This window comes from Sphingorhabdus sp. EL138 (assembly GCF_900258045.1).
GTDB lineage: Bacteria > Pseudomonadota > Alphaproteobacteria > Sphingomonadales > Sphingomonadaceae > Parasphingorhabdus.
The window spans coordinates 231,305-257,792 of the sequence record NZ_OGVD01000003.1 but is presented as its reverse complement, the minus strand read 5'-3'; the positions used below and the strand labels follow the sequence as shown (position 1 = coordinate 257,792).

At 56.3% G+C, this 26,488-nt stretch carries 24 protein-coding genes; 15 read left to right on the top strand and 9 right to left on the bottom strand.

Features of this window, described 5'->3' with window-relative positions; translation table 11 throughout:
* Positions 1-68 precede the first annotated feature (68 nt).
* From DK507_RS07365 to DK507_RS07355, 3 genes are all read left to right on the top strand, one after another.
* Positions 69-1,253, top strand: coding sequence for an NAD(P)/FAD-dependent oxidoreductase (locus tag DK507_RS07365; protein WP_109355741.1), 1,185 nt, complete (start codon positions 69-71; stop codon positions 1,251-1,253).
* 100 nt (positions 1,254-1,353) lie between these two features.
* Positions 1,354-3,357 (top strand): DEAD/DEAH box helicase, encoded by a 2,004-nt coding sequence (locus DK507_RS07360; RefSeq protein WP_109355740.1) that lies wholly within the window; start codon positions 1,354-1,356, stop codon positions 3,355-3,357.
* Between the two features lie 8 nt (positions 3,358-3,365).
* The gene (locus tag DK507_RS07355) at positions 3,366-3,833 is read left to right on the top strand and encodes a YaiI/YqxD family protein (RefSeq protein ID WP_174209030.1); all 468 of its coding nucleotides are present in this window, start codon (positions 3,366-3,368) and stop codon (positions 3,831-3,833) included.
* Here DK507_RS07355 and DK507_RS07350 read toward each other — a convergent pair.
* Positions 3,830-5,827 carry a proprotein convertase P-domain-containing protein gene (locus DK507_RS07350; protein ID WP_254054291.1) on the bottom strand — a complete coding sequence of 666 codons (1,998 nt, stop codon included), beginning with the start codon at positions 5,825-5,827 and terminating at the stop codon, positions 3,830-3,832. The genes DK507_RS07355 and DK507_RS07350 overlap by 4 nt on opposite strands.
* Before the next feature lie 131 nt (positions 5,828-5,958).
* Complete coding sequence (locus tag DK507_RS07345) at positions 5,959-6,717, bottom strand: 16S rRNA (uracil(1498)-N(3))-methyltransferase (protein WP_109355739.1); 759 nt, start codon at positions 6,715-6,717, stop codon at positions 5,959-5,961.
* 135 nt (positions 6,718-6,852) lie between these two features.
* On the opposite strand from DK507_RS07345, the gene ubiA reads away from it, so the two are divergent.
* From ubiA to DK507_RS07325, 4 genes are all read left to right on the top strand, one after another.
* A complete protein-coding gene (ubiA, locus tag DK507_RS07340) occupies positions 6,853-7,767 on the top strand; it encodes a 4-hydroxybenzoate octaprenyltransferase (protein WP_109355738.1) in 915 nt (304 codons plus the stop codon).
* 104 nt (positions 7,768-7,871) lie between these two features.
* Complete coding sequence (locus DK507_RS07335; RefSeq protein WP_109355737.1) at positions 7,872-8,891, top strand: aldo/keto reductase; 1,020 nt, start codon at positions 7,872-7,874, stop codon at positions 8,889-8,891.
* Positions 8,892-8,924: 33 nt separating this feature from the next.
* Positions 8,925-9,860: a nitronate monooxygenase family protein gene (locus DK507_RS07330; protein WP_109356207.1), complete on the top strand. Its 936-nt coding sequence runs from the start codon at positions 8,925-8,927 to the stop codon at positions 9,858-9,860.
* 31 nt (positions 9,861-9,891) lie between these two features.
* Entirely contained in the window at positions 9,892-11,028 is a 1,137-nt protein-coding gene (locus DK507_RS07325) for an NADH oxidase (RefSeq protein WP_109355736.1), read from the top strand.
* A 114-nt stretch (positions 11,029-11,142) separates the two neighbouring features.
* Here DK507_RS07325 and DK507_RS07320 read toward each other — a convergent pair whose 3' ends face one another.
* The 3 genes from DK507_RS07320 to DK507_RS07310 all read right to left on the bottom strand — a co-directional run bounded on the left by DK507_RS07320 (position 11,143) and on the right by DK507_RS07310 (position 12,627).
* Positions 11,143-11,769, bottom strand: coding sequence for a pyridoxamine 5'-phosphate oxidase family protein (locus DK507_RS07320; protein WP_109355735.1), 627 nt, complete (start codon positions 11,767-11,769; stop codon positions 11,143-11,145).
* Positions 11,770-11,848: 79 nt separating this feature from the next.
* Positions 11,849-12,229, bottom strand: a complete 381-nt coding sequence (locus DK507_RS07315) for a VOC family protein (RefSeq protein WP_109355734.1) — start codon at positions 12,227-12,229, stop codon at positions 11,849-11,851.
* Positions 12,226-12,627: a VOC family protein gene (locus tag DK507_RS07310; protein WP_109355733.1), complete on the bottom strand. Its 402-nt coding sequence runs from the start codon at positions 12,625-12,627 to the stop codon at positions 12,226-12,228. Before DK507_RS07310 ends, DK507_RS07315 begins: the two co-directional genes overlap by 4 nt.
* A 124-nt stretch (positions 12,628-12,751) precedes the next feature.
* Here DK507_RS07310 and soxR point away from each other — a divergent pair, with 124 nt between their 5' ends.
* The 5 genes from soxR (at position 12,752) to DK507_RS07285 (ending at position 17,183) form a co-directional block, all read left to right on the top strand.
* Positions 12,752-13,195, top strand: coding sequence for a redox-sensitive transcriptional activator SoxR (gene soxR, locus DK507_RS07305; RefSeq protein WP_109355732.1), 444 nt, complete (start codon positions 12,752-12,754; stop codon positions 13,193-13,195).
* A 128-nt stretch (positions 13,196-13,323) separates the two neighbouring features.
* Positions 13,324-14,331 (top strand): AraC family transcriptional regulator, encoded by a 1,008-nt coding sequence (locus tag DK507_RS07300; protein WP_109355731.1) that lies wholly within the window; start codon positions 13,324-13,326, stop codon positions 14,329-14,331.
* Between the two features lie 102 nt (positions 14,332-14,433).
* On the top strand, positions 14,434-15,279 hold the full coding sequence (locus DK507_RS07295; RefSeq protein ID WP_109355730.1) for an NAD(P)H-binding protein: 846 nt from the start codon (positions 14,434-14,436) through the stop codon (positions 15,277-15,279).
* Between the two features lie 51 nt (positions 15,280-15,330).
* Positions 15,331-15,834, top strand: coding sequence for a DUF1772 domain-containing protein (locus tag DK507_RS07290; RefSeq protein ID WP_162558954.1), 504 nt, complete (start codon positions 15,331-15,333; stop codon positions 15,832-15,834).
* Between the two features lie 44 nt (positions 15,835-15,878).
* Positions 15,879-17,183, top strand: a complete 1,305-nt coding sequence (locus tag DK507_RS07285; protein WP_109355728.1) for a serine hydrolase — start codon at positions 15,879-15,881, stop codon at positions 17,181-17,183.
* Between the two features lie 44 nt (positions 17,184-17,227).
* Here DK507_RS07285 and smc read toward each other — a convergent pair whose 3' ends face one another.
* The 4 genes from smc to DK507_RS07265 form a co-directional block, all read right to left on the bottom strand.
* Entirely contained in the window at positions 17,228-20,665 is a 3,438-nt protein-coding gene (gene smc / locus DK507_RS07280; RefSeq protein ID WP_109355727.1) for a chromosome segregation protein SMC, read from the bottom strand.
* 70 nt (positions 20,666-20,735) lie between these two features.
* Entirely contained in the window at positions 20,736-21,482 is a 747-nt protein-coding gene (locus tag DK507_RS07275) for a thioredoxin domain-containing protein (RefSeq protein ID WP_109355726.1), read from the bottom strand.
* Positions 21,483-21,518: 36 nt separating this feature from the next.
* Positions 21,519-22,226 (bottom strand): thioredoxin domain-containing protein, encoded by a 708-nt coding sequence (locus DK507_RS07270; RefSeq protein ID WP_109355725.1) that lies wholly within the window; start codon positions 22,224-22,226, stop codon positions 21,519-21,521.
* Positions 22,226-22,924 carry a DUF721 domain-containing protein gene (locus DK507_RS07265; protein WP_109355724.1) on the bottom strand — a complete coding sequence of 233 codons (699 nt, stop codon included), beginning with the start codon at positions 22,922-22,924 and terminating at the stop codon, positions 22,226-22,228. The genes DK507_RS07270 and DK507_RS07265 overlap by 1 nt, the downstream gene beginning before the upstream one ends.
* Positions 22,925-22,951: 27 nt before the next feature.
* Between DK507_RS07265 and DK507_RS07260 the strand changes: the two genes are divergently transcribed.
* Genes DK507_RS07260 through nudC form a run of 3 tightly spaced genes read left to right on the top strand, consistent with a single transcriptional unit; the run spans position 22,952 to position 26,372 of the window.
* Entirely contained in the window at positions 22,952-24,088 is a 1,137-nt protein-coding gene (locus DK507_RS07260) for an A/G-specific adenine glycosylase (RefSeq protein WP_109355723.1), read from the top strand.
* Positions 24,089-24,090: 2 nt separating this feature from the next.
* Entirely contained in the window at positions 24,091-25,443 is a 1,353-nt protein-coding gene (locus DK507_RS07255; protein ID WP_109355722.1) for a serine hydrolase, read from the top strand.
* Between the two features lie 20 nt (positions 25,444-25,463).
* The gene (gene nudC / locus DK507_RS07250; protein ID WP_109356206.1) at positions 25,464-26,372 is read left to right on the top strand and encodes an NAD(+) diphosphatase; all 909 of its coding nucleotides are present in this window, start codon (positions 25,464-25,466) and stop codon (positions 26,370-26,372) included.
* Positions 26,373-26,488: the final 116 nt, after the last annotated feature.

The following is a 26,488-nucleotide window of genomic DNA, read 5'->3' as shown; positions in this document are numbered from 1 at the left end:
TAAGCAAGGGCCCGGAGCGGGCGGCACTCGCAACCTTTTTCCAGCTGTAGCGAGTATACACCCATCCAATGACCAAATCCCCAACCTCCTATGACGCGATCATCCTTGGTGCCGGCGGTGCTGGCCTGATGTGCGCGGCTGTTGCTGGCCAACGGGGCCGCAAGGTGCTGCTGATTGATCATGCAGACCAGCCGGGCAAGAAAATCCTGATTTCAGGCGGCGGGCGTTGCAATTTTACCAATATTCATACCGCACCTGACCGTTATCTTTCGGCCAACAGGCATTTCGCCAAGTCGGCGCTTAGCCGTTATACCGCGCAAGATTTCATCGCCTTGGTAAACGGCTATGATATCGCCTGGCATGAGAAAACTCTGGGACAATTATTTTGTGACGGTTCAGCAAAGCAGATCGTAGCGATGCTGATGGACGAATGTCCTGATGACAGGGTGACTTTGTCACTGGGACAATCAGTATCGGATATCCGCCACAGCGATGGCACCTATCAGGTCGACTATGGCAGTGAAGCGGCGACCGCGCCTGCGCTGGTCATTGCAACCGGCGGGCCTTCGATCCCGAAAATGGGGGCGACCAGCTTCGCTTATGACATTGCGCGGCAGTTCGGCCTGAAAGTCGTTGAACCGCGCCCCGCTCTCGTTCCGCTCACTCTTGGCGGTGAAGAAACCCTGTTCCGTTCGCTATCCGGTGTCTCGGCGCCCATTGTTGCAAGTTGCGGCAAGACCACCTTTCGCGAAGCCGCGTTGTTCACGCACAAAGGACTATCCGGTCCAGCGATATTGCAAATTTCATCCTATTGGCGGCACGGCGATCCGGTTGGCGTTGACTTTCTGCCTGACCTAAAGCCTGACTGGTTGACGAAATTGAAGCGGGAAGCGCCCCGTCTTACTCTAAGCAGGGCTGTAAACGCGCATTTGCCAGCCCGTCTTTCCGAAACCCTTTTGGAGCGGATCGCACTGTCAGGCGACCTGGGCAATCTTGCTGATCGCAAATTGGAAGAAGCGTCTCGGCGATTGTCGAACTGGCGCTTCATGCCCAATGGCACCGAGGGCTATGCCAAGGCGGAAGTCACCGCCGGGGGCATCAGCACCGGCGAATTATCGTCCAAAAATATGGAAGCTAGGCAAATGCCGGGACTCTATGCTATTGGCGAGGCCGTAGATGTCACCGGCTGGCTTGGTGGCTATAATTTTCAATGGGCTTGGGCAAGTGGCCATGCTGCCGGTGAGGCAATATGATCCTGCAGCACAAAGCCTCTAAACAAACGATATATTATCACCGACCGCAGGCGATTGGCATTTCCGCGCGGCTTTCAATCTTTGCCACGGACATTTGAACATGCCTTTTTCCTCAGTATCTCCGCTTCTCGCTGAAGCGCTTGCAAACCGCGAATATGCCAAACCCACGGCCGTTCAAGCCGCCGTGCTGGAACCGGAAACCGAAGGCCGGGACCTTATTGTGTCTGCCCAGACCGGTTCGGGGAAAACGGTTGCCTTTGGTCTGGCCATGGCACCGCAGCTTCTGGACGATAATGGCCGGTTCCCCTTTCTGGTGGAGCCGCTGGCTCTCGTGATCGCACCGACGCGCGAGCTGGCCTTGCAGGTCAGCCGGGAACTCAAATGGCTTTACGAGCCCGCCGGTGTGCAGATTGCGACCTGTGTGGGCGGGATGGATGCTTCCAAAGAAAGGCGTACGCTGCGCCGCGGTGCCCACGTGATTGTCGGAACGCCAGGCCGTCTGCGCGACCATCTCGAACGCGGTGCGCTTGACCTCGGCAAGTTGCGCGCGGCGGTGCTGGACGAGGCGGATGAAATGCTCGACATGGGCTTTCGCGAAGATCTGGAAGAAATTCTCGACGCAACCAGCGAAGACCGCCGGACTTTGCTATTTTCTGCAACCATGCCGAAACCGATTGTCGCGCTGGCAAAAAGGTACCAACAGGATGCGCTGCGCATCTCCACTGTCGGTGAAGATCGTGGCCATGGTGATATTGCTTATCAGGCGATTACCGTTGCGCCTGCCGATACCGAAAATGCGGTGGTGAATCTGCTGCGTTTTTACGAGGCGGAATCAGCCATGCTGTTTTGCGCCACCCGGGAAAGCGTTCGCCGCCTGCACGCCAGCCTGGTGGATCGTGGATTTAGCGCCGTGGCGCTTTCCGGCGAGCATACACAAAGCGAACGTAATCAGGCGATGCAGGCCCTGCGGGACAAACGTGCGCGGGTATGTGTGGCAACCGATGTTGCCGCACGCGGCCTTGACTTGCCGACGCTTAGCCTGGTGATCCATGTTGAGATCCCCCGCGATGCAGAGACGTTGCAGCACCGCTCCGGACGGACGGGCCGGGCAGGCAAGAAAGGGACAGCGGTATTGGTGGTGCCCTATCAGCGGCGCAAGCGGATTGAATCGATGTTACGCGGTGCCAAGATCAATGCAGAATGGAAAGACGCGCCGACGCGCGCGGAAATTCGCAAGAATGATGCTGAACGGTTGATGGAGAAACTGCTCGAACCGGTTGAAATTGATGAGGATGATCAGGAACTGGCGAAGCGCCTGATGGCGGAGAAAACGCCGGAAGAAATCGCGGCCATGCTGGTCCAGTCACATCGCGCAAAAATGCCGGCGCCGGAACAGATGCTCGACCGCGGTGCGCAGTCCAAGCCCGCGCCCGGTGGTCCGCGTCCCGGATTTGAGGATACCGTCTGGTTCAAGATGGATGTCGGCCACAACCAACGTGCTGATGCCCGCTGGATATTGCCCGTTCTGTGCCGTCGTGGCCACATTACCAAGAACGAAATCGGCGCGATCCGGATCAATGGCGATGATACGCTTTTCGAGATACCGCGCCGGGTGGTTGAAAAGTTTACCAAAGCGATTGCAGAGAAACGCTCCAACGGTGATGACACGGATGATATCACCATCACGCAATTTGAAGGGACCCCGCGCGAAGCCGCCAAACGCAATCGCAAGGGCGGGCGCCGTGACAATGCCGGTGGCGGCCGTGACTACAGCAACGCCAAGAAAAAGTTCGGGGGCAAGAAATTCGGTGCAAAAAAATTCGGTGACCGTAAATCAGGCGGTGGAAAGTCCGACGCCCGGGATTTCGGCGGCAAGAAAAAATATGGCAACAAGTCGGATGATGGCGGTAAACCCTATGTGAAGCGTAAATCCGCTGTTAGCCGCGATGCCAAGGGTGAAGGTGATGGCTTTAAGAAAAAGTCCGAGTTCAAAGGCGACCGCAAATCCGGGCCCAAAGGGAATTTCGGCGGCAAAACAAAAAAGCCCCATCGCGGCAAGCGGCCGTTTGAAGGCAAAAAAGACGGCGGGGCCAGAAACGGCTAAACCGTCTTATGGCCAACGCAATCCCGATATATGTTGATGCAGATGCCTGTCCGGTAAAGGATGAAATCTACCGGGTGGCTTATCGGCACGAAGTGCCCGTAATCATCGTCAGCAACAGCCATTTCCGGATTCCGGTGCATCCGCTGGTCAGCCGCGTGGTGGTGAGCGATGCTTTTGATGCGGCTGATGATTATATTGCCGAGCGAGCATCTGAGGGGACGGTCATAGTCACCGCTGATATCCTGCTGGCCGACCGCTGTATCAAGGCAGGATCGGAAGTACTTGCGCCCAATGGCAAGCCATTTACCGCAGACTCCATCGGTGCGGCGGTTGCGACGCGGGCGATCATGGCCGACCTGCGCTCCGGTATGGGGACAGAGAATATTGGCGGTCCGCCACCTTTCACGAAAGCTGACCGGTCGAAATTTTTGTCATCTCTGGATCAGATATTGGTGCGTTTGAAACGTGATGCCTAGTCTACGGTGACCTGAAAAGTCAGAGCGTAACCTTCTGCGGGCCCCAGGCTTGCGGCTGTCGCAGTAAGGACCGATCCGCTGATCGATGCGCCAAAGGGATCATTCTCGTCTGCGCCCGTATTGTCATCATCTTCTGCGGTTGAAGCCGAACCACAATTGGCCCCGCTTTGCATTGATGCAGCTGTATAGGTCAGATTTCCCGGAATAGTATCGGTGGCGCTGATCGACGTAGCGGTGGCGCTGCCGGCGTTGGAGATCAATATGCAATATTGGATGGTCGCACCGGGAATGGATTTCGGGTCGGTGGTACCGTTGACGGGATCGCTGATAACGCTGCTGATCTTGGTGACGCTGAGCGTCGTTTGTGGCGCACAAAAATTAATGTCATGAATGGCGATCGCCTGACCATCGGGAACGGCTGGTGCCGTGGTATGATTACCATAGATGATCGTGATTGTATCTACCGGAGCAAGGAACGTAACAACAACATTGCCGTCTCCCGACGTGCCGCCAGAGCCGGCATCGCCGATCGCGACATTACCAACAACATAATTGGCGACTCCGTTGGTGAGGGTCGGCAAGACGGTGGTTCCATTCAGGCTGCCGACGACCGTCAGTTTATCGGCAAAGTCATTGGCGGCAAAATCGATATCGAACACGGTGAATTGCAACCCCGGAACTGCGGTTGGCAGAGTGAGGACTGTCGTTGCCGTCTGCGACTGGTTGGCGAAATCCAGAAACTGGTGCAGCGAAAGCTGCGTACCAGCAAAGCCGCCATTATTGGCATTGGCCAGGCTGGGGCTTTGTCCCCCGAAACCGGCATCGTTCACAAAAACGCCGGGTGAGCTGACTGCCCAGTTGATCGTTCCGATTCCTGTCAGGCTGTAACTGTTGTTCAATGAACCTGCTGCCCAGGCATTGCTGTCCCAGTCAAAAACTATCTGGTTTGCAATCGGACATATGCCGGCCAGATTGGGCGGCGTACCTGCAGTTCTGGTACCCGAAACCGTGATAGTGGCTTCATCATAGTCATCTTCCCCGATGCTGCCGTTATTGGGAGTGGAATCCGAATCCAGGATGGATGATGCGGTTACCTCGGCCGCGTTGACTACGCTGGCTCCCGATGTTGCCGTAACATTCGCTACGATGTTCAACGTGCGGGTTTGGCCAATTGGAACAGAGCCAACCGACCAAATGCCCGTGGCGCTATCATAGCTGCCAAATCCTGATGCGCTCACAAAAGTGACGCCAAGCGGCAATGTATCCTGCACGACGACCCCGGTCGCATTGTCGGTCGACCCTGCGGCATTGGTAACGGAGACAGTATAGGTGATGTTGGTCGCATTGGCGGGCGTCGCGTTGCTTACCGTCTTATTGACCGACAAGTCTGCAAAACTGGCCGGTTGCTCGGTCAGATATAGCTCGGCATGCTGGAATGTGCCATCGTCCTGCGTCGGGAAAAGATCACAAATTTCCAGTCGCCAGGTACCAAGGCTATTTTCCCCGTTAAAGGCAGACAGCGGATTGTTGGGAATGAAATCATTGTCAAAAGGCGGTGGTGCAGTTGTGGAATGGGTGACCGTATTGCCGTCGGTATTGACGGTCTGGGTACCGCTGTCATTCAGCAGAACGTTAAAATTATTACCGTTGATATTATTGGTATCGCCGTTGACAAGCTGCACGCGCGTACCCGCTGGCGATTGGAGGGTCAGGCGGATATCACCGCGCCATGTATGGGTTGCAAAAACGCCGATATCTACATCTGAAACGGTAAAGCTCGTACCGACAGAGAAATTTCTGACCAGCGGTGCTGCGCAGGTGGTTGTGCCGTTGATCGTACCGTTAGTCGGGTTTACGAAAGTGTTGACCGTCTGGGCCCGGGCGGCTCCGGCAAGGAGCATGAACACAGCAAGGCAAAGCAACAGGCGCAATAGATTTATTGCCCATGCGCTGCGGTCCAACCTTTCTGGCCCAAGGTCTGTTCCCAGATACATAGTGTGGGTCTATGCGAACATGCTGAATATTTGGTAAAAATATCCTGCGGTTAAGCCCTGCTAACGAGATTTTACATTTGGTCAAATAAGTCTTAAGCCGCTGAATAGAAGCCATATTCAATATTTCGACTTCAATTCCAGTCACCACGTCCCGCCATCCACAGGCTTATGGCAGCAACGGCCGCGGTGTCGGCCCTTAAGATGCGAGGGCCAAGGGATACGGGGACGGATTGGGGCAGGGCGCGGATAAGTTCGTTCTCGGCATCGGAAAATCCGCCTTCCGGGCCGATCAGGATGGCAGCGGGGCCGTCATGAGCGACAAGTGCCTTGCGGAAGCTGCCTTCTCCGCTTTCATATATACGTTCGTCGGCGAAAAACAGATGCCGGTCTGCGGGCCAATCCTGAAGCAACGCATCCAGTTTGATCAATCCGTCCAGCACCGGCAGTGCGGTCCGTTCGCATTGTTCGGCAGCTTCGACCATGTGAGCTTTTAACTTATCGGATTTAATCTGCACATTCTGCGTTCGTTCGGTCTGCACCGGGATCATTTTGGCGACGCCCAATTCCGTGGCCTTTTCGGCAATCCAGTTATAGCGATCCTTCTTGATCGGGGCGGCCAGCAACCAGAGGTCCGGCACATTTTCTCGTTCCCGCGTTTTACCGTCGATCAACAATATCAGGTCACGTTTGCCGAGCATGGTGACATGCGCGAGATATTCACCCGTTCGATTGTCGAAAAGCTTTACGGGCTGACCTTCTTTTATGCGCATGACTTTCAGCAGATAATGCGCGTGGCCGCCGTCCAGCCGGATTTCCGCACCTTCGCTAAGCTCGGTATCGACATAAAGACGCGGGGAGCTGCGTGGTGGATAGGCAGGTGTGGCGGGCATATGGTTTTCTATACATATAACAAGAGCTTCGTCATGCTGAATTTATTTCAGCATCTGGATATCACTTCGGTTTTAAGCGAGATCCTGAATCAAGTTCAGGATGACGAGTTTCAACCGATGTTCTAAGGCCGAGATATGTCAACCCAACCGGAAACCGTTCCCGACACCGAATATCGCGGCCTGATGGGCTTGTTACCCGCTGTCGCGCGCCCTTATGCGCTGCTTGCCCGTCTCGACCGCCCGATTGGCTGGTGGCTGCTCTTTTGGCCTTGCGCGTGGGGCGTGGCCTTGGCCGGTGGCGCGGTGCAGCGGTGGGATTTGCTGCTCTGGCTGCTCTTGGGCTCTATTGCGATGCGCGGCGCGGGTTGTGTCTATAATGATATTGTCGATCGCGACCTCGACAAGCAGGTGGAGCGCACCCGCTCACGGCCATTGGCGAGCGGCGCGGTGTCACTGAAAGCGGCGTGGATATGGCTGGGAATCTTGTGCCTGATCGGATTGGCAACCTGGCTTCAGCTGAACCTGACGGCCAAGCTCGTGGCGCTGGGAAGCCTCGCCCTGGTGGCAGGCTATCCCTTTATGAAACGGATTACCTGGTGGCCACAGGCCTGGCTCGGCATGGTTTTTTCCTGGGGCGCGCTGGTTGGCTGGCTGGCGATAGAACCCGGTTTTTCATGGGCGATGCTTTTGCTCTATTCCGGATCGATATTCTGGGTGATCGGTTTCGATACTGTCTATGCGCTACAGGACCGGGAGGATGATGCGCTGGTCGGTATCCGCTCCAGCGCGCTGCGCCTTGGTGATAATGTGCGTTTCGGTGTGCTGGTTTTCTATGCACTGGCATTGGCCAGTTGGGCGGGTGCGTTCTGGATCGTGCGACCGCAATTTTTGGGTCTGGTCGCCCTGATCCCGCTGGCGCTGCATCTATTGTGGCAGATCGGCACGCTGAACAGCAGTGATGGCGACGATGCGCTCGCCAAGTTCCGGTCCAATCGCTTTGCCGGTTTCCTGATGTTTCTCGCATGTCTGGTGCTCGGGCAGGCCGGATAGAGCAATAGTCTTTCCGGTTTGGTTACATTGCCTCTTGCAACCTATGTAGATTCTGGCATCTTTAACCGTATAGTTAAAACCACAAATCATCCCGGAGAGCCTGAATGAAACGATGCCGTCTTGGCAAGAGTGCCTTGCATGTTTCCGATATATGCATGGGCACGATGACTTTTGGTACCGGCGCCGATGAAGCCATGTCGCACAGGATCATGGACCAGTCGCTGGATGCCGGGATCAATTTTTTCGATACGGCTGAAATCTATCCGGTGCCGCCCAAGCTTGAATATTCTGGCCGCACCGAAGAAATTGTCGGCCGCTGGCTGAAAGATAAAGACCGCGATTCGATTATATTGGCGACCAAGGTGGCGGGGCCCAGCGGCGGCTGGTTCCAGGCTGCGGTGCGTCAAGGTAATACCGCGCTGGACCGCCACAATATCGTCAAGGCGCTGGATGACAGTCTCAAGCGTCTGGGGACCGACTATATCGATCTATACCAGACCCACTGGCCCGATCACGGCACCGCTTATGACGAGACCATGGAAGTGCTCGATGATCAAATCCGCGCCGGCAAAATTCGGGCCATCGGCTGTTCGAATGAAACCAGCTGGGGCTTGATGAAATCGCTGGAGGCTTCCGAACGCCTCGGCGTTACGCGATATTGCACGATCCAGAATAATTTCAGCATGAACAACCGCCGGTTCGAGGATGAACTGGCGCAGGTGTGCAAGAAAGAGGGCGTGAGCCTGATCCCTTATTCACCGCTTGCCGGCGGGGTGCTGTCCGGCAAATATAATGATGGTGCGAAACCGGAAGGTGCCCGTTTTTCCGCCTATCTCGCAATGGAAGGCAAGCGCCAGTTTAAAATGGCGCAGCGCTTTGTGAACGACAAAAGCATCGCGTCGACCAAGCGGTTTATGGCGATAGCCGAAGAAGCCGGCATCGCGCCCGTCACGCTCGCCACCGCCTGGTCCAAGCAGCATGATTTTGTCGCATCCACGATCGTCGGCGCGACACATACCGACCAGCTGCCCGACATATTTGCCGCCAGCGAACTGGTGCTCAGCGACGAGGTTATGAAGGCGGTCGACAAGGTGACGAAAGATATTCTCTATCCGATGGGCTGATCGGGCAAAATCCACGAAATGAAAGATCAATATATGAACCGTTTTCTCGAACATACCGGAGCGAAATATCCGATTGTGCAGGCGCCCATGGGCTGGATCGCCCGTTCGCAGCTTGCCTCTGCGGTCTGCAACGCCGGTGGCCTCGGCATTATCGAAACCTCATCGGGAGAGACCGAAAACTGCATGGCCGAGATCGCCAAGATGAGCGACCTGACCGATGCGCCTTTTGGTGTGAACCTGCCGATCATGTTTCTCAAAGATCCGGCCATTCTGGACCATATCTGTGGCTCGGGCGTGAAATTTGTGACGACGTCTGCGGGCAGTCCGGCGAAATTTATCGGTCCGCTCAAAGAAGCCGGGATTACGGTTTATCATGCTGTACCGACCGTCGATGCCGCGATGAAATGTGTAGAGGCCGGCATTGATGGCCTGGTGGTGGAAGGCGCGGAAGGCGGCGGTTTCAAAAATCCGGAGGAAGTCTCGACGCTCGTCCTCCTCCAAGCCATTCGTCGGCAAACAGATGTACCAATGGTGGCAGCGGGCGGCATTGCCGACGGCAAAGGTATGGCAGCGGCCTTTGCTCTGGGCGCGGAGGCCATACAGATGGGCACGCGTTTTGTGTCCAGCGCGGAAAGCCCGGTGCATCACAACTATAAACAAGCGATACTGGATGCCAAGGAAACCGGCACCTATGTCCTGAACAAGAAAGCAACGCCCTGCATTCGCGCTTTGAAGACAGAGCGCACCGCAAAAATCTACGAAGATGGCCTGATGCCGCCCGATACGTTCAAGGGCATATTGGACGTCTATTTTGGCGGCGATATGGAGGCGGCCGTCGGTCTTGCCGGGCAATCATCCGGTTTGATTGACGAGGTGAAAACTGTCAAACAGATTATCGACGAAACGGTGGAAGAGTTTTTCACTATTACCGAGCGCATGAGCGCCCTGAACGCATCCAAAAGTTTTTAAACCCAACCCTAAATAAACAAGGAATTTCCCAATGAGCATCGACAACGCAAAGCAACTCTTCACCACGGTAACCGATGATGGCAAGCTGGTGCTGTCCGTAGAGCCCTATGATGTGCCGGAGCCGGCAGACCATGAAGTGGTTGTGCAAATGGAAGCCGTGCCGATCAACCCGTCCGATCTGGGATTGCTGACCGCGCCTGCGGACATGAATACAGTACGCAGCGAGGAAGTGGACGGTCATCCGGCTCTGGTTGCCGATATCGATCCTTCCATGATGCGCATTTTTGCCGGTCGTAAAGGCAAGAAGCTTGCGGCGGGCAATGAAGGGGCTGGCAAAGTGGTTGCAGCTGGCGCTTCCGATGCAGCGCAGGCTTTGCTCGGCAAGACCGTTACGATTGTCGGCGGTGAAATGTATCGCACCCACCGCGTGATGCCAGCGATGATGTGCGTGCCGCTGCCAGAAGGCGCACCTGCAAAAGAAGGCGCCAGCCTGTTCGTCAATCCGATGACGGCACAGGGTTTCGTCAACACCATGCGTGCGGAAGGCCATGAGGCGCTGGTCCATACCGCCGCCGCTTCCAATCTCGGCCAGATGCTTGCGAAACTCTGCCTGAAGGAAAATATCCCGTTGGTCGCGATTGTCCGTTCGGATGCGCAGAAGAAAATCCTTACCGATATTGGCCTGCCAGAGGGCCATGTGCTCGACAGCAGCAAGGATGATTTCATGCCGAAGCTGGTTGATGCACTCGCCGAAACCGGTGCAACCCTGGGCTTTGATGCCATTGGCGGCGGCAAGATGGCCAACTACATCCTGACCGCGATGGAACAGGCTGCGGCCAAACGCGGCGCGGAGTTCAGCGTCTATGGCTCAACCGTCAACAAACAGGTTTATATCTATGGCCGTCTCGACACGGGCGACACGATCCTGGGCGCGGGCTATGGTCTCTATTGGGGCGTTGGTGGCTGGCTGCTCACCCCGCATCTCGAAGAAGTTGGCATGGAACGCATGATGGAAATGCGCATGTTCACCGTCGCCGAGCGCAATGGCATTTTCCACAGCGATTATTCGAGCGAGATCAGCCTGATGGACATGATCGATCCGGACATTGCCAAGGCCTATGAGAAGAAAGCTACCGGTGAGAAGGTTCTGGTGAACCCATCGCTTTGATAGCGGTCGATCGTTTCTGATCTGTAATTCGTCATCCTGAACTTGTTTCAGGATCTCCTTCATCAAGCGCCTTGTCGTGGGAGATCCCGGATCAAGTCCGGGATGACGGTGATGTTAGCCGTTTTGGCTTCCCAGTTTTTCCCGCAGTTCTTCATTCTCGGCCGTCAGGCGGGCAATCTCGTCCTGCAAAGGCTTGGCCGCTAGATCGACCATGTCTTTCGTGAAGCGCGGGATAATATGTTGCGGGCAGTTCCAGTCATATGATTCTAGCGACAATGTCATCAGTCGCTCTACCTGACCGGGATAGTCGGCATCGATGATCCGCGCCGCCAGTTCCGGGTTCTCGTTCACGTCATGCACGGTCATATGGGCGAGTAATTTCAATCGCTTGCGCCGGGGATAATCGACCATGAACAGGGCGACGCGATCGTCAGCCCGGACATTGCCCAGGCTGATATATTGCCGGTTGCCGCGAAAATCGGCAAAGCCCAGCGTCTTGTCATCCAGCACTTTCAGAAAGCCGGGCGGACCACCGCGATGCTGGACATAGGGCCAGCCATTTTCGGAAACGCTCGCCATATAGAAGCTATCGCGCGCGGCAATGAAGGCCGCCGCCCGTTCGTCGAAATGATCAAAGCGGCGGTCGCCGGGGAAGTCTTCCCACTGCTCGCGTGCACCATTTTCCGTCTGGGCGGCGCGAACGCTGTCGGTCGTCAGCATGTCGAGAAATTTATAGCTCATGATCAGTCTCCGCCGCCCGGTTCGATCTTATGCCACTACAGGTTACAGCAAAAGACGGGCGGCGGATATGGACTATGCGTCAGTTATAATTGACAATCTCATATTCGATCCCGTTCCAGTCGAAGAAATAGAACCGCCGGCCCGGTTCGTAGTCATCATGGCCAAATGGCTCAAGGCCTGCAGCCTTCACCTTATCCTCGACGGCGTTGAGATCATCAACGGTCATCGCGACATGATTCATCGGTTCGCCTTTGCGGAACTGGGGATCGGCTGCTTTCACATTCTCATTCGTGTAGAGCGCGAGATATTGATCATCACTCCCCACATGGATCGTGTGGCCACCCGACATTGATGGCCCCTCCCACCGGATATGCCACCCAAAAAGGTCGCGCATCAGGTCGGCGGACCGCTGCGGGTCGCTCACGGTCAGGTTCACATGTTCCAATATTGCTTTTGTCATTTTTCATATCCTTTTCCTTGGTTGCTGTTTGAAATTCGCCATGGCGGGAAGCGGCGATTATCGCCGCCGTAAAAGAGGCACAGTGCATTGCCGGCCGGATCGCGCAGACGCGCCTCGCGCCAGCCCCAGCTTTGATTCTTGGGCTGTGTATCAAAGGCGACGCCCTTGGCCTCCAGAGCTGCGACGTCGGTGTCGAGACTGTCGGTTTCGAAATAGATCATCCCGGTCGGCTCGTGGACCTTATCCACCTTGTGAATGGAGAAAGTCTCGCCACTATCCGTCTCAAAGCGTGCATAGTTGGGCGGGGCATCGACAATCTGGACAAGGCCCAGCGTCTGATAAAATTGGACGGAGGTGTCGTAATCGAGACATCCGACGGTTACCTGGTTCAGTTTCATATTTCAGTGCTTCCTTGAAAACAGAATTTTTTCAGGACTTTTCATCCTCACTTGCGATTCGTACAACCTCAAGTTAAGTTGAGGTCAAGAGATTATTTTAACGACTGTTTTGAAAGAGAAGTTCATGCCGGAAACTAAAGCCCTGACCATCGGTGCCCTCGCCGCGCGGACCGGCCTGTCGGTCTCGGCCATCCGTTTCTACGAGGAAAAAGGGCTGGTCGAACCCTTCCGCTCCAGCGGCGGCCAGCGGCGGTTTCTGCGCTCGGACATAAGGCGGCTATCATTCGTCCTGATCGCGCAGCAACTGGGGCTGAGTATCGGTGAGATTGAACGCCAGCTGGCGAACCTCCCGCATGGCCGCACACCGACGCAAGCCGACTGGACCCGGATCAGCAAGGCGATGCGCAAGGTGATTAATGACCGGATAGCGGAACTGGAGCGGACGCGCGACCGGCTCGACGGATGCATCGGTTGCGGTTGTCTGAGCCTGAAGAAATGCCAGCTCTATAATCCGGAGGATCGGGTGGGATTAAAAGGGCCGGGGCCGCGGTTGGTTTTGGAGGATTAGTGGATGTTCGTGGTCTTTCTAGTGCCCGCTTCATCCCGAAAGCGGACATTAGTTGATCGCATTGATTGACCTTTTCTGTTCGAGATTGCCCTTCCCGCGAACTGGAAAGATATTATATAGTCGGCACTATGAGCCAGATTACGTCGCTATATGTGTACAAGGTCGTCGGGCAGGCAAGCGACGGAGTCGTGACGCGGGACTTGGTTGAAGGATTGGGGCTGGCGGCCGATGGTCCGATCGATCCCGCTCAGATGGTGCCTTCCACGGACTATTATGAATTCTTCGCCGCATTGGCTGAACGGGATCCGGGCGGACTTCGATTGCCCCTGCGGATTGGCGCCGCCATGCGCAGTGACGAGTTCGGGGCGTTCGGATTGGCATGGAAATCCGCGCCGAACCTTCATGGTTCATACCTTAGATCAGAGCGCTATGGCCGTGTATTGGGCAACGCTGAGTCCTACTCGCTTGAACAGAGCGCAGAAGGAGTGTTTTACAATCTTGAGAAAGCTGGCGACGGGAGCCTTGGTATGCTGCTCTCTAATGAGGCGAGTCTTTCAGCGGTTGTAGCCATCAGCCAGGAAGTCAGCACAGCCCCCTTCATCCCGCAAACGGTTTTCTTTAAACACAGCCCAAGAGGCGATCCTTCGGTCTATGCCGCCCATTTTGGATGTCCGGTACATTTTGAATCGGGTCGCGACGCTCTGCTGGTTAGCGAAGAGAGTCTGGGCGCTCCCAACAAACTGGGTGACGAAACCATCGCGAAGTTCTTTGACCACCATCTGGAGCAAGAACTAGCAAGGCTAGCAGACGTGAACAGCTTGGAGAAGCGCGTTCGGCTCGCCGTGGCACAGTTGCTCAGTGAAGGCGTACCGACACTTTCACTCATCGCGTCAAAGCTGGGTATGAGCGCTCGAACGCTGCAGAGACGGCTTTCAGATCGAGGGCAGTCCTTTCAGAAGCTCGTTGATCTGGCCAGGCAGGAACTCGCCCAGCAGCTGCTTCGCGATACGGAATACAGCCTTGCGGAGATTGCATTTTTGACCGGCTTCTCCGAGCAAAGCGGATTCACGCGGGCCTTCAAGCGGTGGGCCGGGCAAACGCCGCGCTCATATCGTTTAAGAGTGGCTGCCAACTGACATTTTGGCGCGAAGTGCCAAAAGACTGGCATCATTGGGCAAGAGTCAAAATCGCTCCCTCCTTATTCATCGACTTGCAAAAACCAAACAAGGAGCAAGTCCATGCACGTCCAACGCCAAAAGAAAAACATCACCCTTGTTTTGGGTGGTACGGGAAAAACAGGTCGACGCGTGGCTGAACGCTTACAACAGAAAGGCCATGCTGTCCGGATCGGATCCCGTTCAGCCCGTCCACCGTTCGATTGGGACAATGAAACGAGCTGGGAGGCTTGCCTCAAAGATGTGACCGCCGCCTATATTACCTATGTGCCGGATCTGGCCATGCCCGGTGCGACCGATGCAATAGAGGCTTTCGTCAGCCAGGCCAAACAGGCGGGCATCAAGCGGCTTGTGCTCTTGTCGGGTCGCGGGGAACCGGAAGCCCAAGCCTGTGAGCGCATAGTTGAGGGATCAGGCCTTGAATGGACGGTTATCAGGGCTGCCTGGTTTAATCAGAACTTCTCCGAAGGCGCCTTTATTGACATGGTGCTGGACGGCAGGATCACCTTGCCTGGAGGCGACACGCCTGAACCCTATATCGACGCTGATGATATCGCCGATGTCGCCGTTGCGGCGCTGACTGAAGCGGGCCATGGTGGGCAAATCTATGAGGTCACCGGACCAAGGCTGATGACCATGGCGGATGTGGCTACTGATCTGTCCCGGGCGACGGGACGCCAGATCGACTATATCGATGTTCCGCATGAAGATTTTATCGCAGAGATCGCCAGTTCCGGCGCGCCGAGAGATGTGGTCTGGATACTGGATTATCTCTTCTCGACCATTCTCGACGGACGAAATGCGCATCTGACAGAAGACGTAGAGCGCGCACTTGGCCGCCCACCTAAGGATTTTGCCGATTATGCAAGAAAGATTGCCGCATCCGGGATCTGGAGAACAGCGGCTTGAGCCGGATGGTTGCAAGTTTCCCATGTAATTCAACCCAAAGGTATCAATCCCATGACCTACGAATGGCCTCTCTATTTCTGTCTTTTCCTGGCGCTTTGGAGCGCAGTGGTCGGTGGTGTGTTTTCTGCCTTTTCCGAATTCATCATGTCGGGGCTTCTCCGCACGCACCCGGCTGGCGGAATGGAAGCGATGCAGCAGATCAATCGCACCGTCATCAAAACCCAGTTTGTTGCCGGCATAATGACCATTCCGGTCTTTTCAATCGCTTTCGGTGTCTATTCAATATTTGTCTTTTCGGGTCCCGCATTGGTGGCGATGATTCTGGCGCCGACGGTGTTTGTCCCGTCGGTCTTGTTGATGACGATGTTTGGCAATGTGCCGATGAACAACAAACTCGACAGCTTGGATTACAAGGCAGCTGAATCGCTTGCCTATTGGCAAGAATATGGAAGGGCCTGGACCAGGCTCAATCATTTTCGCTCGCTCGGTAGCATATTGACTGCCGGTCTCTACATCATTGCAGCGGTAACTCTGATCACCAGTGGCCAAGTCTGACGACGCGCCCTTGTTTATATATGAAAGTGAAAGGAACAATACCAATGACCAGAATTCTCATCACTGTTTTGGCCACAGTTCTGGCCATGGCCTTGTGGACAGGAACTGTCTTTATCGGCACCAGCCAAGGATGGTGGAAGACACCGATCACGGATTCGGCCGCCTCCAAAGATTTTGTTGTGCCTGTTCGCGATAAAATCGCTGCCGAACATCGCGGCAATCTCGGGTTCGCTCTGATCGAAAAAGGAAAGGTGATCGATCAATTCTCAGTCTCATCTGGCGAACCTGTCGATGAAAATTCGATTTACCAGGTCGCTTCGCTGGGCAAGTGGCTCACGGCCTGGGGCGTGATGGTGCTGGTGGAGGATGGTCTGGTTGAGCTCAATGCACCCGTTTCGAAATATCTGACACGCTGGAATTTGCCCGACAGCGATTTTGATCATTCGGGTGTCACGATTGGCCGATTACTTAGTCATACCGGGGGTCTTGATGACAGGCTCGGTTATGACGGGTTCGATACGCCTAAGGATGTGCAGACGCTTGAGGAATCTCTCACCCATGCCGAAGACGCCTCACCAGGCAAGAACGGCATCGTCAAAGTCGGCGGTGAACCGGGGGCGGAGTGGAAATATTCCGGCGGCGGTTACACTATGCTGCAACTCGTCATCGAGGAAGTCTCAGGCCTGTCGTTCGCAGATCATATGAAACAGCGCATATTCGAACCGCTGGGCATGACGCGAACAACATTCGACCATGACGAGGCGATCGCATGGGGACTCGCGGAAAATTTCACCACGACCGGCAAGACCGAGCCATTTCGTTGGTATACCGCCCTAGGCGCGACTTCGCTGTTCACATCCCCGGCCGACATGGCAAGATTTGTGGCAGTTCAATCACCCAGCGGTTCCCAATCGGTGTTGTCTCAAGAAACGCTGACCGCAATGGCATCATCTCACGCCACATCGATGGGAGCTGATGTCTGGGGATTGGGCGTGATGCTATACGCGCCCAATAATCAGGACGGCTTCATCATCGGTCATGACGGAAATAATGAACCGGCGATCAATACGGCTGCTCGTTTTGATCCGGCGACTGGCGATGGCATTGTGGTCCTGGAAACGGGCAGTCCACTGCTTGCAACCGAAATTGCCAGTGAATGGGTGTTTTGGAAGACGGGCAATGTCGACAATCTTGCTTTTGCGATGGCGCTGGAGAGCATGTTCCTTCGGATTCTGGTTGGTTGCGTGATCATTTTTCTTATCGGACTGGTCATCGGTTGGCGGCAGTGGCGAAGCAGTCGTATCCGAACCGGATTGTCGAACAAAGCCAGTGGAGAATCATCCTTTTAGAGCTAACGTCCGCTTTTGTGCCCAAAGCGGAAACCGGCCCGCTATCACTCCGCCGCCAGTAACTCTTCCGCCGCATCCAGATCCACCGATACCAGCTGCGATATGCCGCGCTCGATCATGGTAACGCCGAATAGCCGGTGCATGCGGCTCATTGTCACCGCATTATGGGTCACGATTAAATAACGCGTGTTGGTCTCCGCGACCATTTTGTCGAGCAGGTCGCAAAAGCGTTCGATATTCGCGTCATCCAGCGGGGCATCGACCTCGTCGAGGACGCAGATCGGGGCGGGGTTGGTCAGGAACAGGCCAAAGATCAACGCCACGGCGGTGAGAGCCTGCTCGCCGCCCGATAGCAGGGTTAGCGATGTCAGCTTCTTGCCCGGGGGTTGCGCCATGATTTCCAGACCGGCTTCCAGCGGATCATCACTATCCACCAGCTCCAGATGCGCCTTGCCGCCGTCGAAAAGCGTGGTGAATAGCCGCTGGAAATGCTGGTCCACTTCTTCAAATGCTGCGAGCAGCCGTTGCCGCCCTTCACGGTTGAGGCTACCGATGGAACCGCGCAGCTGGTTAATCGCCTCGTTCAGCTCTTCGCTTTCCCTGGTCGATTTCTCCCATTCGGTTTCCAGCTCTTCCAGCTCATCCGCGGCGACCAGATTGACCGGGCCGATCCGCTCCCGGCTCAGCGTCAATCGTTCCAGTTCTGCCGATTCCAGTTCAGCACCGCCGACCGTCGCTTCATCAAATTCGCATTTTTCGGAGAGCATCTGCGGCGGACATTCGAATTTCTCTCCGGAAATCCGGCCCATTTCAACACGGCGCAGGTCCTGGTTCTCGGCACGCGCCTTTGCACCTGCGCGTTCCTCACGCGCCTGGCTGAGCGCCTCGCTGGTGGCGTTTAACCGGTCTTCATGGTCGCGCTGCGCCAGTTCGGCTGTCTGCTGCGCGGCATCTTTCTCCGCGACGACGGCGTTCAGGGCATCCTGCTGTTCCTGCAGCTTGGCCAATTCCACTTCGATGACGCGCGGGCGGTCTGCCAGCTTTTCGACTTCCGCCTCAATTGTGTGTGCGCGCTTGGCCATTTCCGCCATCCGGGTCGCGGCCTCGCTGGAGCGATCCTGCCAGGACTTGATCTGAGCAGCGGCGACGGCCTTTTGTTCCTTCACCTGCGCGAGCTTCTGATCCAGGCTCGACAAGGCGGCCTGTGAAGACATGACCTGCTGCCGCGCGGCATCGCGTTGATCCTGAAGGGCTGCACGCGCGCTTTCCTGTGCGGCACCATCCGGCTGGCTGGTGCGTTCCTGCCGCGCTGTTTCCAGTTCCGTCTTCGCGGTTGCCGCCTCTGCTTTCAGGGCTGTTTCCCGCTCCGACAGGCTGGCCGTGCGCTTTTGCAGCCAGCTGAGCGCTTCTTCCGCCTGATCGGCTTCGCGCAGCGCTTGGCGCAGCAAATCCTCTGCCTCACGCCGGGCAACCCGCGCTTCGGCAAGCTGCTCTTCGGCGGTGGCAATGGCTTCCTGCCTGCTGTGCAATGCCGTTTCGCCTGCTGCAACTTTCGCTTCGGCCGGTTCCAGCAAGCCTGCCAGTTCGGTCAGGCGATTGGCGCGCACCAGTCGCTCGGCGCTCGCATTGCCATCATCACGGGCGACAAAACCGTCCCAACGGCGCAAGGCTCCTGATTTGGTAACCAGTCTCTGACCGACGGCAAGCGACTGGTTGGCGTCGCTGTCGGCAACGAAAATTTGTGAAAGGCGGCTGTGCAGTTCTTTGGGACCCTGGACATGATCCAGCAGCGTCTCCGTTCCGGTGGGATTTTCTCCGGCAACAGGAGCATTCCCGCCGCTCCAGAACCGGTCGCCGTCTTCACCTATGGACGCCAGCAAATCGTCTCCCAGAGCCGCGGCCAATGCGCGCTCATAGCCCGGCGCTGCCTTCACCTGATCAATGGCCTTGTGGTCACTCTCGCCCTTGGACAGTTCCCGTTCCAAAGCGCTATGTTCGGATGATAGGCCGGCCAGCTCCGCTTTCATAGTCGCCAGCGCCGATTCCGCCTCATCGCGCGCTTCGCTGGCGGTCAGCCGCTGGGCCTCGCGCTCTGCAATTTGCGACCCGCTGCCGTCCGCTTTTTTCTGGGCCGCTTCTCGCGCCGCCACAGCGTCGGCAAGAGCCTTTTCCAGTTCGGCCTTGTCCCCCATTTCGGCACGCTCTTCCGCCAGCCGGTCGAGCTCCACAGCCAACCGGTTATGACGGGTCTCGGCGGCTTCCAGTGCGGCATTGGCGACTTTGATCTCGGCCTGTATCCGGGCTTCTTCGGCCACTGCCTTGGCGAGCTCGACCTCGCTGTCACTTGCAGCACGCTCGGCTCTTTCGGCCTGCTTTTCAAGCTTGGGGCGTTCTGCTTCCAATGTGACGAGTTCGGCGGACAGCTGTTTTTCGTCCTGTTCCAGCCGCGACAAGGCCTCCATCGCATCGCGGGTCAATTGATCCTCGCGCGCGTTGTCATCCTTGATCCGCTGAGCCTGTGCCTGCAGGTCGAGCAGCCGTGATTTCAGATTGTCCCGCTCGTTGGTCAGCGAGAGCAGGCGGTGGCTGGACTCGCTCGCTTCTTCGCGCGCCTTGGTAAGATCGGCGCGCAGCAAGCCCAGTGTCCTCGCGCTTTCATTTTGCGCCTGCACCGCCGATTGCTGTGCGTTCTGCGCCGTATTGACCTTGGCTTCCGCGGCTTCCGCTTCTGCTTTGGCGGCATCGGCTGCTGCTGCTGCTTCTTTCCAGCGCGCGAAGATCAGGCGCGCTTCAACAGTGGTAATCTGACCGCTCAGTTTCTTGTAGCGTTCTGCCTGTTTGGCCTGTCGGCGCAGGGCAGAGGCGCGCTGTTCCATATCGCCCAATATGTCGTCGAGGCGTGCCAGATTTTTCTCGGCGGCCCGCAATTTCTGCTCGGCATCCTTACGCCGGACATGCAGTCCGGAAATACCGGCCGCCTCTTCCAGCATTTCGCGCCGGTCGGTGGGTTTTGAGGAGATCACATTGCTGATCTTGCCTTGACTGACCAGGGCAGGACTATGCGCGCCGGTTGCGGCATCTGCAAAAATCAGCGCGACATCCTTGGCCCGGACGTCAACACCGTTCGCCCGATAGGCAGAGCCGGCACCGCGTTCAATACGGCGGACAATTTCCAGCTCGCTATCATTGTCGCCGACGTGAAGCGATGACACGTCATTCGTTTCACGTTCCGCATGCAAAGCAACTTCGGCAAATTGGCGCTGTGGCCGCTGATCCGTACCGGCAAAGATAACATCTTCCATGCCGCCGCCGCGCATTGACTTGGGCGAGTTTTCACCCATGACCCAGCGGATCGCTTCCAGAAGGTTGGATTTGCCGCAGCCATTGGGGCCGACCACACCGGTCAGCCCTTTTTCAACGCGCAGCTCGGTGGGATCGACAAAGCTTTTAAAGCCCGAAAGTTTGAGCTTCTTTATTTGCACGCAGGTTGCCCCGCTTGGCTGTTATCATTCACTCGCATTAAACTCGCTTCCCCCAAGCGATAACAGGCGCTTACCGGGCGCCTGCTTCTTTCAATCTTGTTTCCACCATATTCCAGCTCGTGCCATCGATCTTCTGACCGTTGATCAGGAAGGTCGGTGTACCCTGGATGTCAAAATCCTGTACCGCTGTCTGTGTGTCCGCCATAAGTTTTTCAGCGGTCGCCGTTTCGCTGAGGCAGGCTTTGGCCTGATCCGCAGAAACCCCGCGCTGTTGGAAATAGCTGATCAGATCGAGCTGCTCGGCCAAGCTGACAAAACGCACATTCGGTTCCTGAGACAATACACTTTGATACGTCGCGTCACCCATGGCCTGAGCCTTTTCAAACATTGGACCCTGGTTGCTTAGCGCTTGTTTGGTCAATGCGAAAAACGGACCTTCACCGCCGCAACGGGACAGGATCGCGGCGGTCAGATCCAGCGGATCGCGAACGAAATTGCGGATTTCGAAGCTTACCCGTCCTGACTCAACATATTCATCGCGGATCGTATTAAACGCTTCTTCGCCAAAAGTGGCGCAATGCGAACAGGTGATCGACATATATTCGACCAGTTTAATGGGCGCATCAGGATTGCCCATCACATAACCGCCAGCTTCAGTCTGTGCGACGGTTTCCGACCATTTTTGGCCGTTCGGTGCAGCGACGGCCGCAATGGCTTCGCCAGATGTTGCTCCGCCCTCGGCGGTTTCCGCAGCGCCGCCGCATCCGGTAAGCGCAAGTGCGAGAGCAATAGGAGCCAGATAGAGTGATTTAGACATTATGGATATTCCTGTTGTTTCAATAAGATGTTTCATTCATTCAGATAGGGCGAGTAGAGCGGGCCGTAAGCGCCCCCAGCTATGAACCTTGTCGATAGGTTCGTCATTCACCGTAAAGCTGGGCGTTCCCGTCAGCTTTAGTGTCCCTGTCGCATATTTGGTCATGGCCAGAATTTTATCCTGCTCTTGTTTGTCGGCAAGGCAGCTATTGACCTGATCTTTCGAATAACCGCGTTTCTGCATAAGGCCGTAAAAGTCGGCCGCCTTGGCAATTTTCTTGAGCCGCTCGGGAATGGTGCCTTCGCTCAATGATTTCATGACGGCGGGAGAAGAAGACTGAAAGGTCTGCATCCAGCTGGCCTGGGCCGTCAGTATCGCCCGGTGATTGCCAAAAAACTTCGTGCGCCCGCCGCAGCGCGCCAGCATCGCCGCCGTCAGATCAATCGGGTTGAGGACCAGATTGCGGACTTCAAAGCTGATATGGCCTTTTTGGATGAAACCGGATTTCAGCGGATCGTGAGATTGCGCTTCGAAATTCGCGCAATGATTGCAGGTATAGCTCATATATTCGGCCAGCCGGTGCTTGGCGAGCGGATTGCCCATGATATGACCGCCTTTGTCGGACATTGTGATCCGCTGGGTCCAGTCCGTCTGCGTTGTCTGTGACTGGGCGGCTACAGGCGTAGCGGCCAGAGCTGATGCTGCGAGGGTTGCAAAAGCAAGATACGCGCTTGCGAATTTCATTACTCGTCCTTTTTTCCTTCTGGCCTTTTTTCTGCCGGCCCGTCTTCATTCGGTTGGCGCTTCACTCCGCCGCCGATTTTTCCCACGATGGCAATAGGCTGTGGTTCCTCTATTTGCGGAGCGCCTTCCGACTTGGCAATAGCTGTGGCCAATGATTCCAGCACCCTGTTCAATTCCGGGTCACCAATATCGCGCAAACTGTCGCCCAATTCTATCGGTGCCGGCTTTAGTGATGGCGGTGGTGCTACGCGCCTTTCTCTTTGTTTTTCAATATCTTTAGGTGGATTTACCGGTCCCTGCCTGAATCGCACCTGACTAATCGCGCCATAGCCGAAAAAGCGGTTCACCCGCTCGATAATCTCGGGTGTAATATGTTGCATCAAGGTCGAATGGGCACCGGAAACCAGCAAATGAAGCGTGCCGCTTTCTTTTTCGCCGTGGGGAAAGCGGATTGATTCGGGCAAGGAGACGTCCGCATAACGCTCTCCGACTATCTCTGGCCAGCGGCTCACCACTGAACTTTGGATGAAACCATAGCGGCGAAAGGCAGCGCGGCCGATTTCCGGCATCAGATCGGAAATGCTGCGCGCTTCACCGCCGCGCGGGCGCTGATACTTGCTGAATTTCCTGGCGCCAGCCGTGCGCTTGACGCTCTTGCGCTTCGGCTTCTCGCTGTTCGGATTATTTTCCTTCGCCATCACAAGCCATCATGGCATAGGCACCCTATGGGCGTCGACAAAATAACCGGTAAAGCGCAGAATATCACCGCCAAAATCAGTGCACATTATGTGGATAACGCCCGCAATCTGCCCTGGCGGGTGCCGCCTGAGCTGTCGGCGGCGGGTCGCTTGCCGGAACCTTATCATGTCTGGTTGTCTGAAGTGATGTTGCAGCAGACCACCGTCGCAGCCGTTATCGCCTATTTTCAGAAGTTTACCAAGCGCTGGCCAACGGTTGCAGATTTGGCAAAGGCGGACGAGGCAGACGTGCTCGCCGCATGGGCCGGGCTTGGCTATTATGCGCGGGCGCGGAACCTGCACAAATGTGCCCGCTATGTGTGTAATAATTTGAGCGGCATATTTCCTTCCGAGGAAAAGGAATTGCTCAAGCTACCCGGAATCGGCGCCTATACTGCGGCGGCGATCGCCGCGATTGCCTTTGGTCAGCGGGCAGTGGTTGTCGATGCCAATATCGAACGACTCGTCGCACGGCTTTTTGCAATCGACACGCCGCTGCCAAAGGGCAAGGCGGATATTCGAATTGCCATGGATGCCCTGACGCCGGATGCCCGGACACCACGTGATAGTGCCGGAGATTTTGCGCAGGCCTGTATGGATATCGGCGCGAGCATCTGCTCGGCCAAGGCACCAAAATGCGAAATCTGTCCGGTGCAGGCCCATTGCGCCGCCTATGCGAAGGGTGATCAGGAGCGTTATCCCGTCAAGCCGCCCAAAAAGGCCAAGCCGCTGCGCAAAGGACGATTTTTCTGGATAGAACAGGATGAAAAGCTGCTGCTCGTCACCCGCCCGGCGAAGGGAATGCTGGGTTCTATGCGCGCTCTACCCGATGATGGTTGGGCGGCGGGAAAAGACGGCCATGGCCAGCCGCCACTGGACGGCAATTGGCAGCTTCACGAGAATGTTGTTCAGCACAGCTTCACCCATTTTTCGCTTGAGGTTGATTTGGCGGTTTATCAAACCGAGAAAATCGTTATTAACAAGGGTGATAATAGAAAAGCTGAACCTGGCCCCCAACTCGATGATGCGATCTGGTGGCCGGTAAACGGGATAGAGGATGCAGGCCTGCCAACCTTATTTGCCAAAGCGGTGGACTGGGCTGTGAAACGGAAACTGAAGGAATGACTATGACAATTGAAAAGACGGCGGACAAAACCACAGTTGCAGCCTTTAACCGCCGATCAGTTCTGGGGGCCATTGGCGCCGGTGCCTTTTTGGCTGGCGCACCCGGTGCAGCTATTGCACGTTCGCTGGCCCGGCCCGCCGCGCCTTTCCCCGGCCTGACCAAGATTATCAATGACTATGTCGCGGAAAAGAAAGTGGCCGGTATGCTTGCCGCCATCGGCATGGGCCAGTCTGACCCGATGATGATTTCCGCCGGGACCCACAAATTGGGCGGTGAAAAGCCGGTTGATATGAACACCTTGTGGCGGCTCTATTCGCAGACCAAGCCCGTAACCGGCATGGCGATCATGATGCTTATCGAGGATGGTCAGCTCAAACTTGACCAGCCGGTCGCCGATATTCTGCCGGAATTTGCAGATATGCGGGTTCTGCAGAATCCCGAGGGATCGCTTGACGAGACCGTCCCGGCGCGAACACAGATCACCATTCGCCATTTGCTGACCCATACTGCTGGTCTGGGGTATAACATCATCAGCAAAGGTCCAATCCGGAAAGCCTATTTCGCCGAGGGCATAACGCCCGGTGTGGTCAGCCGGATGCCGCTTCCCGGAACGGAGCCCGGACCACCAACGCCGGATATCGCGACCTTTTCAAAAAATCTCGCTTCCTTGCCGCTGGTCTATGAGCCCGGCACAAAATGGAGCTATTCGGTTAGTATCGACCTGCTTGGCTATGTCGTTCAAGTCGCGTCTGGCATGCCACTGGAAGAATTTTTGCAGAAACGCATGTTCGATCCACTGGGCATGAAGGATACGTTCTTTCAGCTTCCCGCTGACCGGGTGGCTGACTTTACCGACAATTATGCGCCCCTTGGCGGCACCCTGATCCCGATCGATCCGGCCGCAAACAGCATTTATCTCGACAAGCCGGCTTTTGCCTTTGGCGGTGCCGGGCTGGTCGGGTCAGCGGCGGACTATGACAAGTTTCTCGCCATGTTGCTGGGCTTTGGCACCTATAAGGGCACCGCGATCATGCAGCCCGAGACAGCCAAGCTTGGCATGTCCAACCTGCTGCCGGAAGGCGCCGACATGAAAGGCACATGGGTTGCCAATCATGGCTTTGGCGCAGGCGGGCGCGCTGGTCTGGGGACGGCGGCAAGTCCGGCAGGAACCTTTGGCTGGGGCGGCGCTGCTGGCACATCGGCCTTTGTCGACACCGGCAATGGCTTCCGCGCGGGCGGATATACGCAATATATGCCGTCCAATACCTATCCGTTCCAGTCGAATTTCCCCAAATATGTCTATGCCGATCTGATGCAGCAAATGTCTGCAGGTGAAGGAAAAACCAGCCCGTGAGCAATACGGTCAGCCCGACCATGACGACCGACCTCAGCGCCATCATTCCCACCTTTGCTGGCGGAACCATGGACCGTGCGGATCAGGTCCGGGTCAATCCGGAGCGGCTGAAAGAAGCGATGATGCGCCCCAATGCGCGCTTGCTGAAGCTTGACGGTTTGAGCCCCGTTTTCGACGCCATGGGCGATCTCGCCTGGGGACCGCTTTACGAAGCCTCGCCGGACAATGATCTGCTGCTCCTTGGCATGGACGGAGACACACCCTGTTTTGCGGAGCTTAATGGCGCCGGGAGCGCCATGCCCACTGCTGACCCGCGATTGTGGCAGTCATTGGGCGTCTTGCCACCCGAGCAGGCCGCCATTTATGCAACGGCGCGCAGCCTGGTGGACTGGCACGCCCGTCACCGGTTTTGCGCCAATTGCGGGCGGCCGACTGAATCCCGCAAAGGCGGCTGGGCACGCCAATGCGACAAGGAAAAGGACGGCTGCGGCGCGGAACATTTTCCGCGCACCGATCCTGTGGCGATCATGCTGGCGGAATGTGAAGGCAAAATCCTGCTTGGCCGGCAGCCCCGATTCCCGCCCAAACGCTTTTCGGCGCTCGCCGGTTTTATCGAACCGGGCGAGAGTATCGAAGGCGGTGTCGCTCGGGAATTATGGGAAGAAGCGGGCATCAAGGTCCGCAATGTCCGCTACATAGCCAGCCAGCCCTGGCCCTTTCCCTCGTCATTGATGATGGCCTGCACCAGTGTCACCGATGATCCGACATTGACGCTGGACGAGGAAGAAATTGAGGAAGCCGCATGGTTCTCGCTCGATGAAGTGAAAGCTGCGATGAACGGTGATCCCGATGCTCCGTTTATTGCGCCGCCACCGTTTGCGATAGCGTATAATCTGCTCAAGAACTGGGTCGATGAACAGGAACGGTAACGTCCGCCGCGTAAGTACCGCATTGGACAATGCGCCGTGCAAAATGGTAAGTTGGCTTCAACTGAAGAGAATGCCATCAGCGCATCGGTAAATCGAAAGGGGGGAATTCATTGCGT

Bases quoted from the DNA above. Each gene is read 5' to 3' on its own strand.
- DK507_RS07290 (WP_162558954.1), top strand. From the start codon at position 15,331: ATGACCTACGAATGGCCTCTCTATTTCTGTCTTTTCCTGGCGCTTTGG.
- soxR (WP_109355732.1), top strand. From the start codon at position 12,752: ATGCCGGAAACTAAAGCCCTGACCATCGGTGCCCTCGCCGCGCGGACC.
- nudC (WP_109356206.1), top strand. From the start codon at position 25,464: ATGACGACCGACCTCAGCGCCATCATTCCCACCTTTGCTGGCGGAACC.
- DK507_RS07300 (WP_109355731.1), top strand. From the start codon at position 13,324: ATGAGCCAGATTACGTCGCTATATGTGTACAAGGTCGTCGGGCAGGCA.
- ubiA (WP_109355738.1), top strand. From the start codon at position 6,853: ATGTCAACCCAACCGGAAACCGTTCCCGACACCGAATATCGCGGCCTG.
- DK507_RS07360 (WP_109355740.1), top strand. From the start codon at position 1,354: ATGCCTTTTTCCTCAGTATCTCCGCTTCTCGCTGAAGCGCTTGCAAAC.
- DK507_RS07330 (WP_109356207.1), top strand. From the start codon at position 8,925: ATGAACCGTTTTCTCGAACATACCGGAGCGAAATATCCGATTGTGCAG.
- DK507_RS07260 (WP_109355723.1), top strand. From the start codon at position 22,952: ATGGGCGTCGACAAAATAACCGGTAAAGCGCAGAATATCACCGCCAAA.
- DK507_RS07350 (WP_254054291.1), bottom strand. From the start codon at position 5,827: ATGTATCTGGGAACAGACCTTGGGCCAGAAAGGTTGGACCGCAGCGCA.
- DK507_RS07325 (WP_109355736.1), top strand. From the start codon at position 9,892: ATGAGCATCGACAACGCAAAGCAACTCTTCACCACGGTAACCGATGAT.
- DK507_RS07335 (WP_109355737.1), top strand. From the start codon at position 7,872: ATGAAACGATGCCGTCTTGGCAAGAGTGCCTTGCATGTTTCCGATATA.
- DK507_RS07345 (WP_109355739.1), bottom strand. From the start codon at position 6,717: ATGCCCGCCACACCTGCCTATCCACCACGCAGCTCCCCGCGTCTTTAT.
- DK507_RS07285 (WP_109355728.1), top strand. From the start codon at position 15,879: ATGACCAGAATTCTCATCACTGTTTTGGCCACAGTTCTGGCCATGGCC.
- DK507_RS07270 (WP_109355725.1), bottom strand. From the start codon at position 22,226: ATGAAATTCGCAAGCGCGTATCTTGCTTTTGCAACCCTCGCAGCATCA.
- DK507_RS07310 (WP_109355733.1), bottom strand. From the start codon at position 12,627: ATGAAACTGAACCAGGTAACCGTCGGATGTCTCGATTACGACACCTCC.
- DK507_RS07265 (WP_109355724.1), bottom strand. From the start codon at position 22,924: ATGGCGAAGGAAAATAATCCGAACAGCGAGAAGCCGAAGCGCAAGAGC.
- DK507_RS07255 (WP_109355722.1), top strand. From the start codon at position 24,091: ATGACAATTGAAAAGACGGCGGACAAAACCACAGTTGCAGCCTTTAAC.
- DK507_RS07295 (WP_109355730.1), top strand. From the start codon at position 14,434: ATGCACGTCCAACGCCAAAAGAAAAACATCACCCTTGTTTTGGGTGGT.
- DK507_RS07320 (WP_109355735.1), bottom strand. From the start codon at position 11,769: ATGAGCTATAAATTTCTCGACATGCTGACGACCGACAGCGTTCGCGCC.
- DK507_RS07315 (WP_109355734.1), bottom strand. From the start codon at position 12,229: ATGACAAAAGCAATATTGGAACATGTGAACCTGACCGTGAGCGACCCG.
- DK507_RS07365 (WP_109355741.1), top strand. From the start codon at position 69: ATGACCAAATCCCCAACCTCCTATGACGCGATCATCCTTGGTGCCGGC.
- DK507_RS07275 (WP_109355726.1), bottom strand. From the start codon at position 21,482: ATGTCTAAATCACTCTATCTGGCTCCTATTGCTCTCGCACTTGCGCTT.
- DK507_RS07355 (WP_174209030.1), top strand. From the start codon at position 3,366: ATGGCCAACGCAATCCCGATATATGTTGATGCAGATGCCTGTCCGGTA.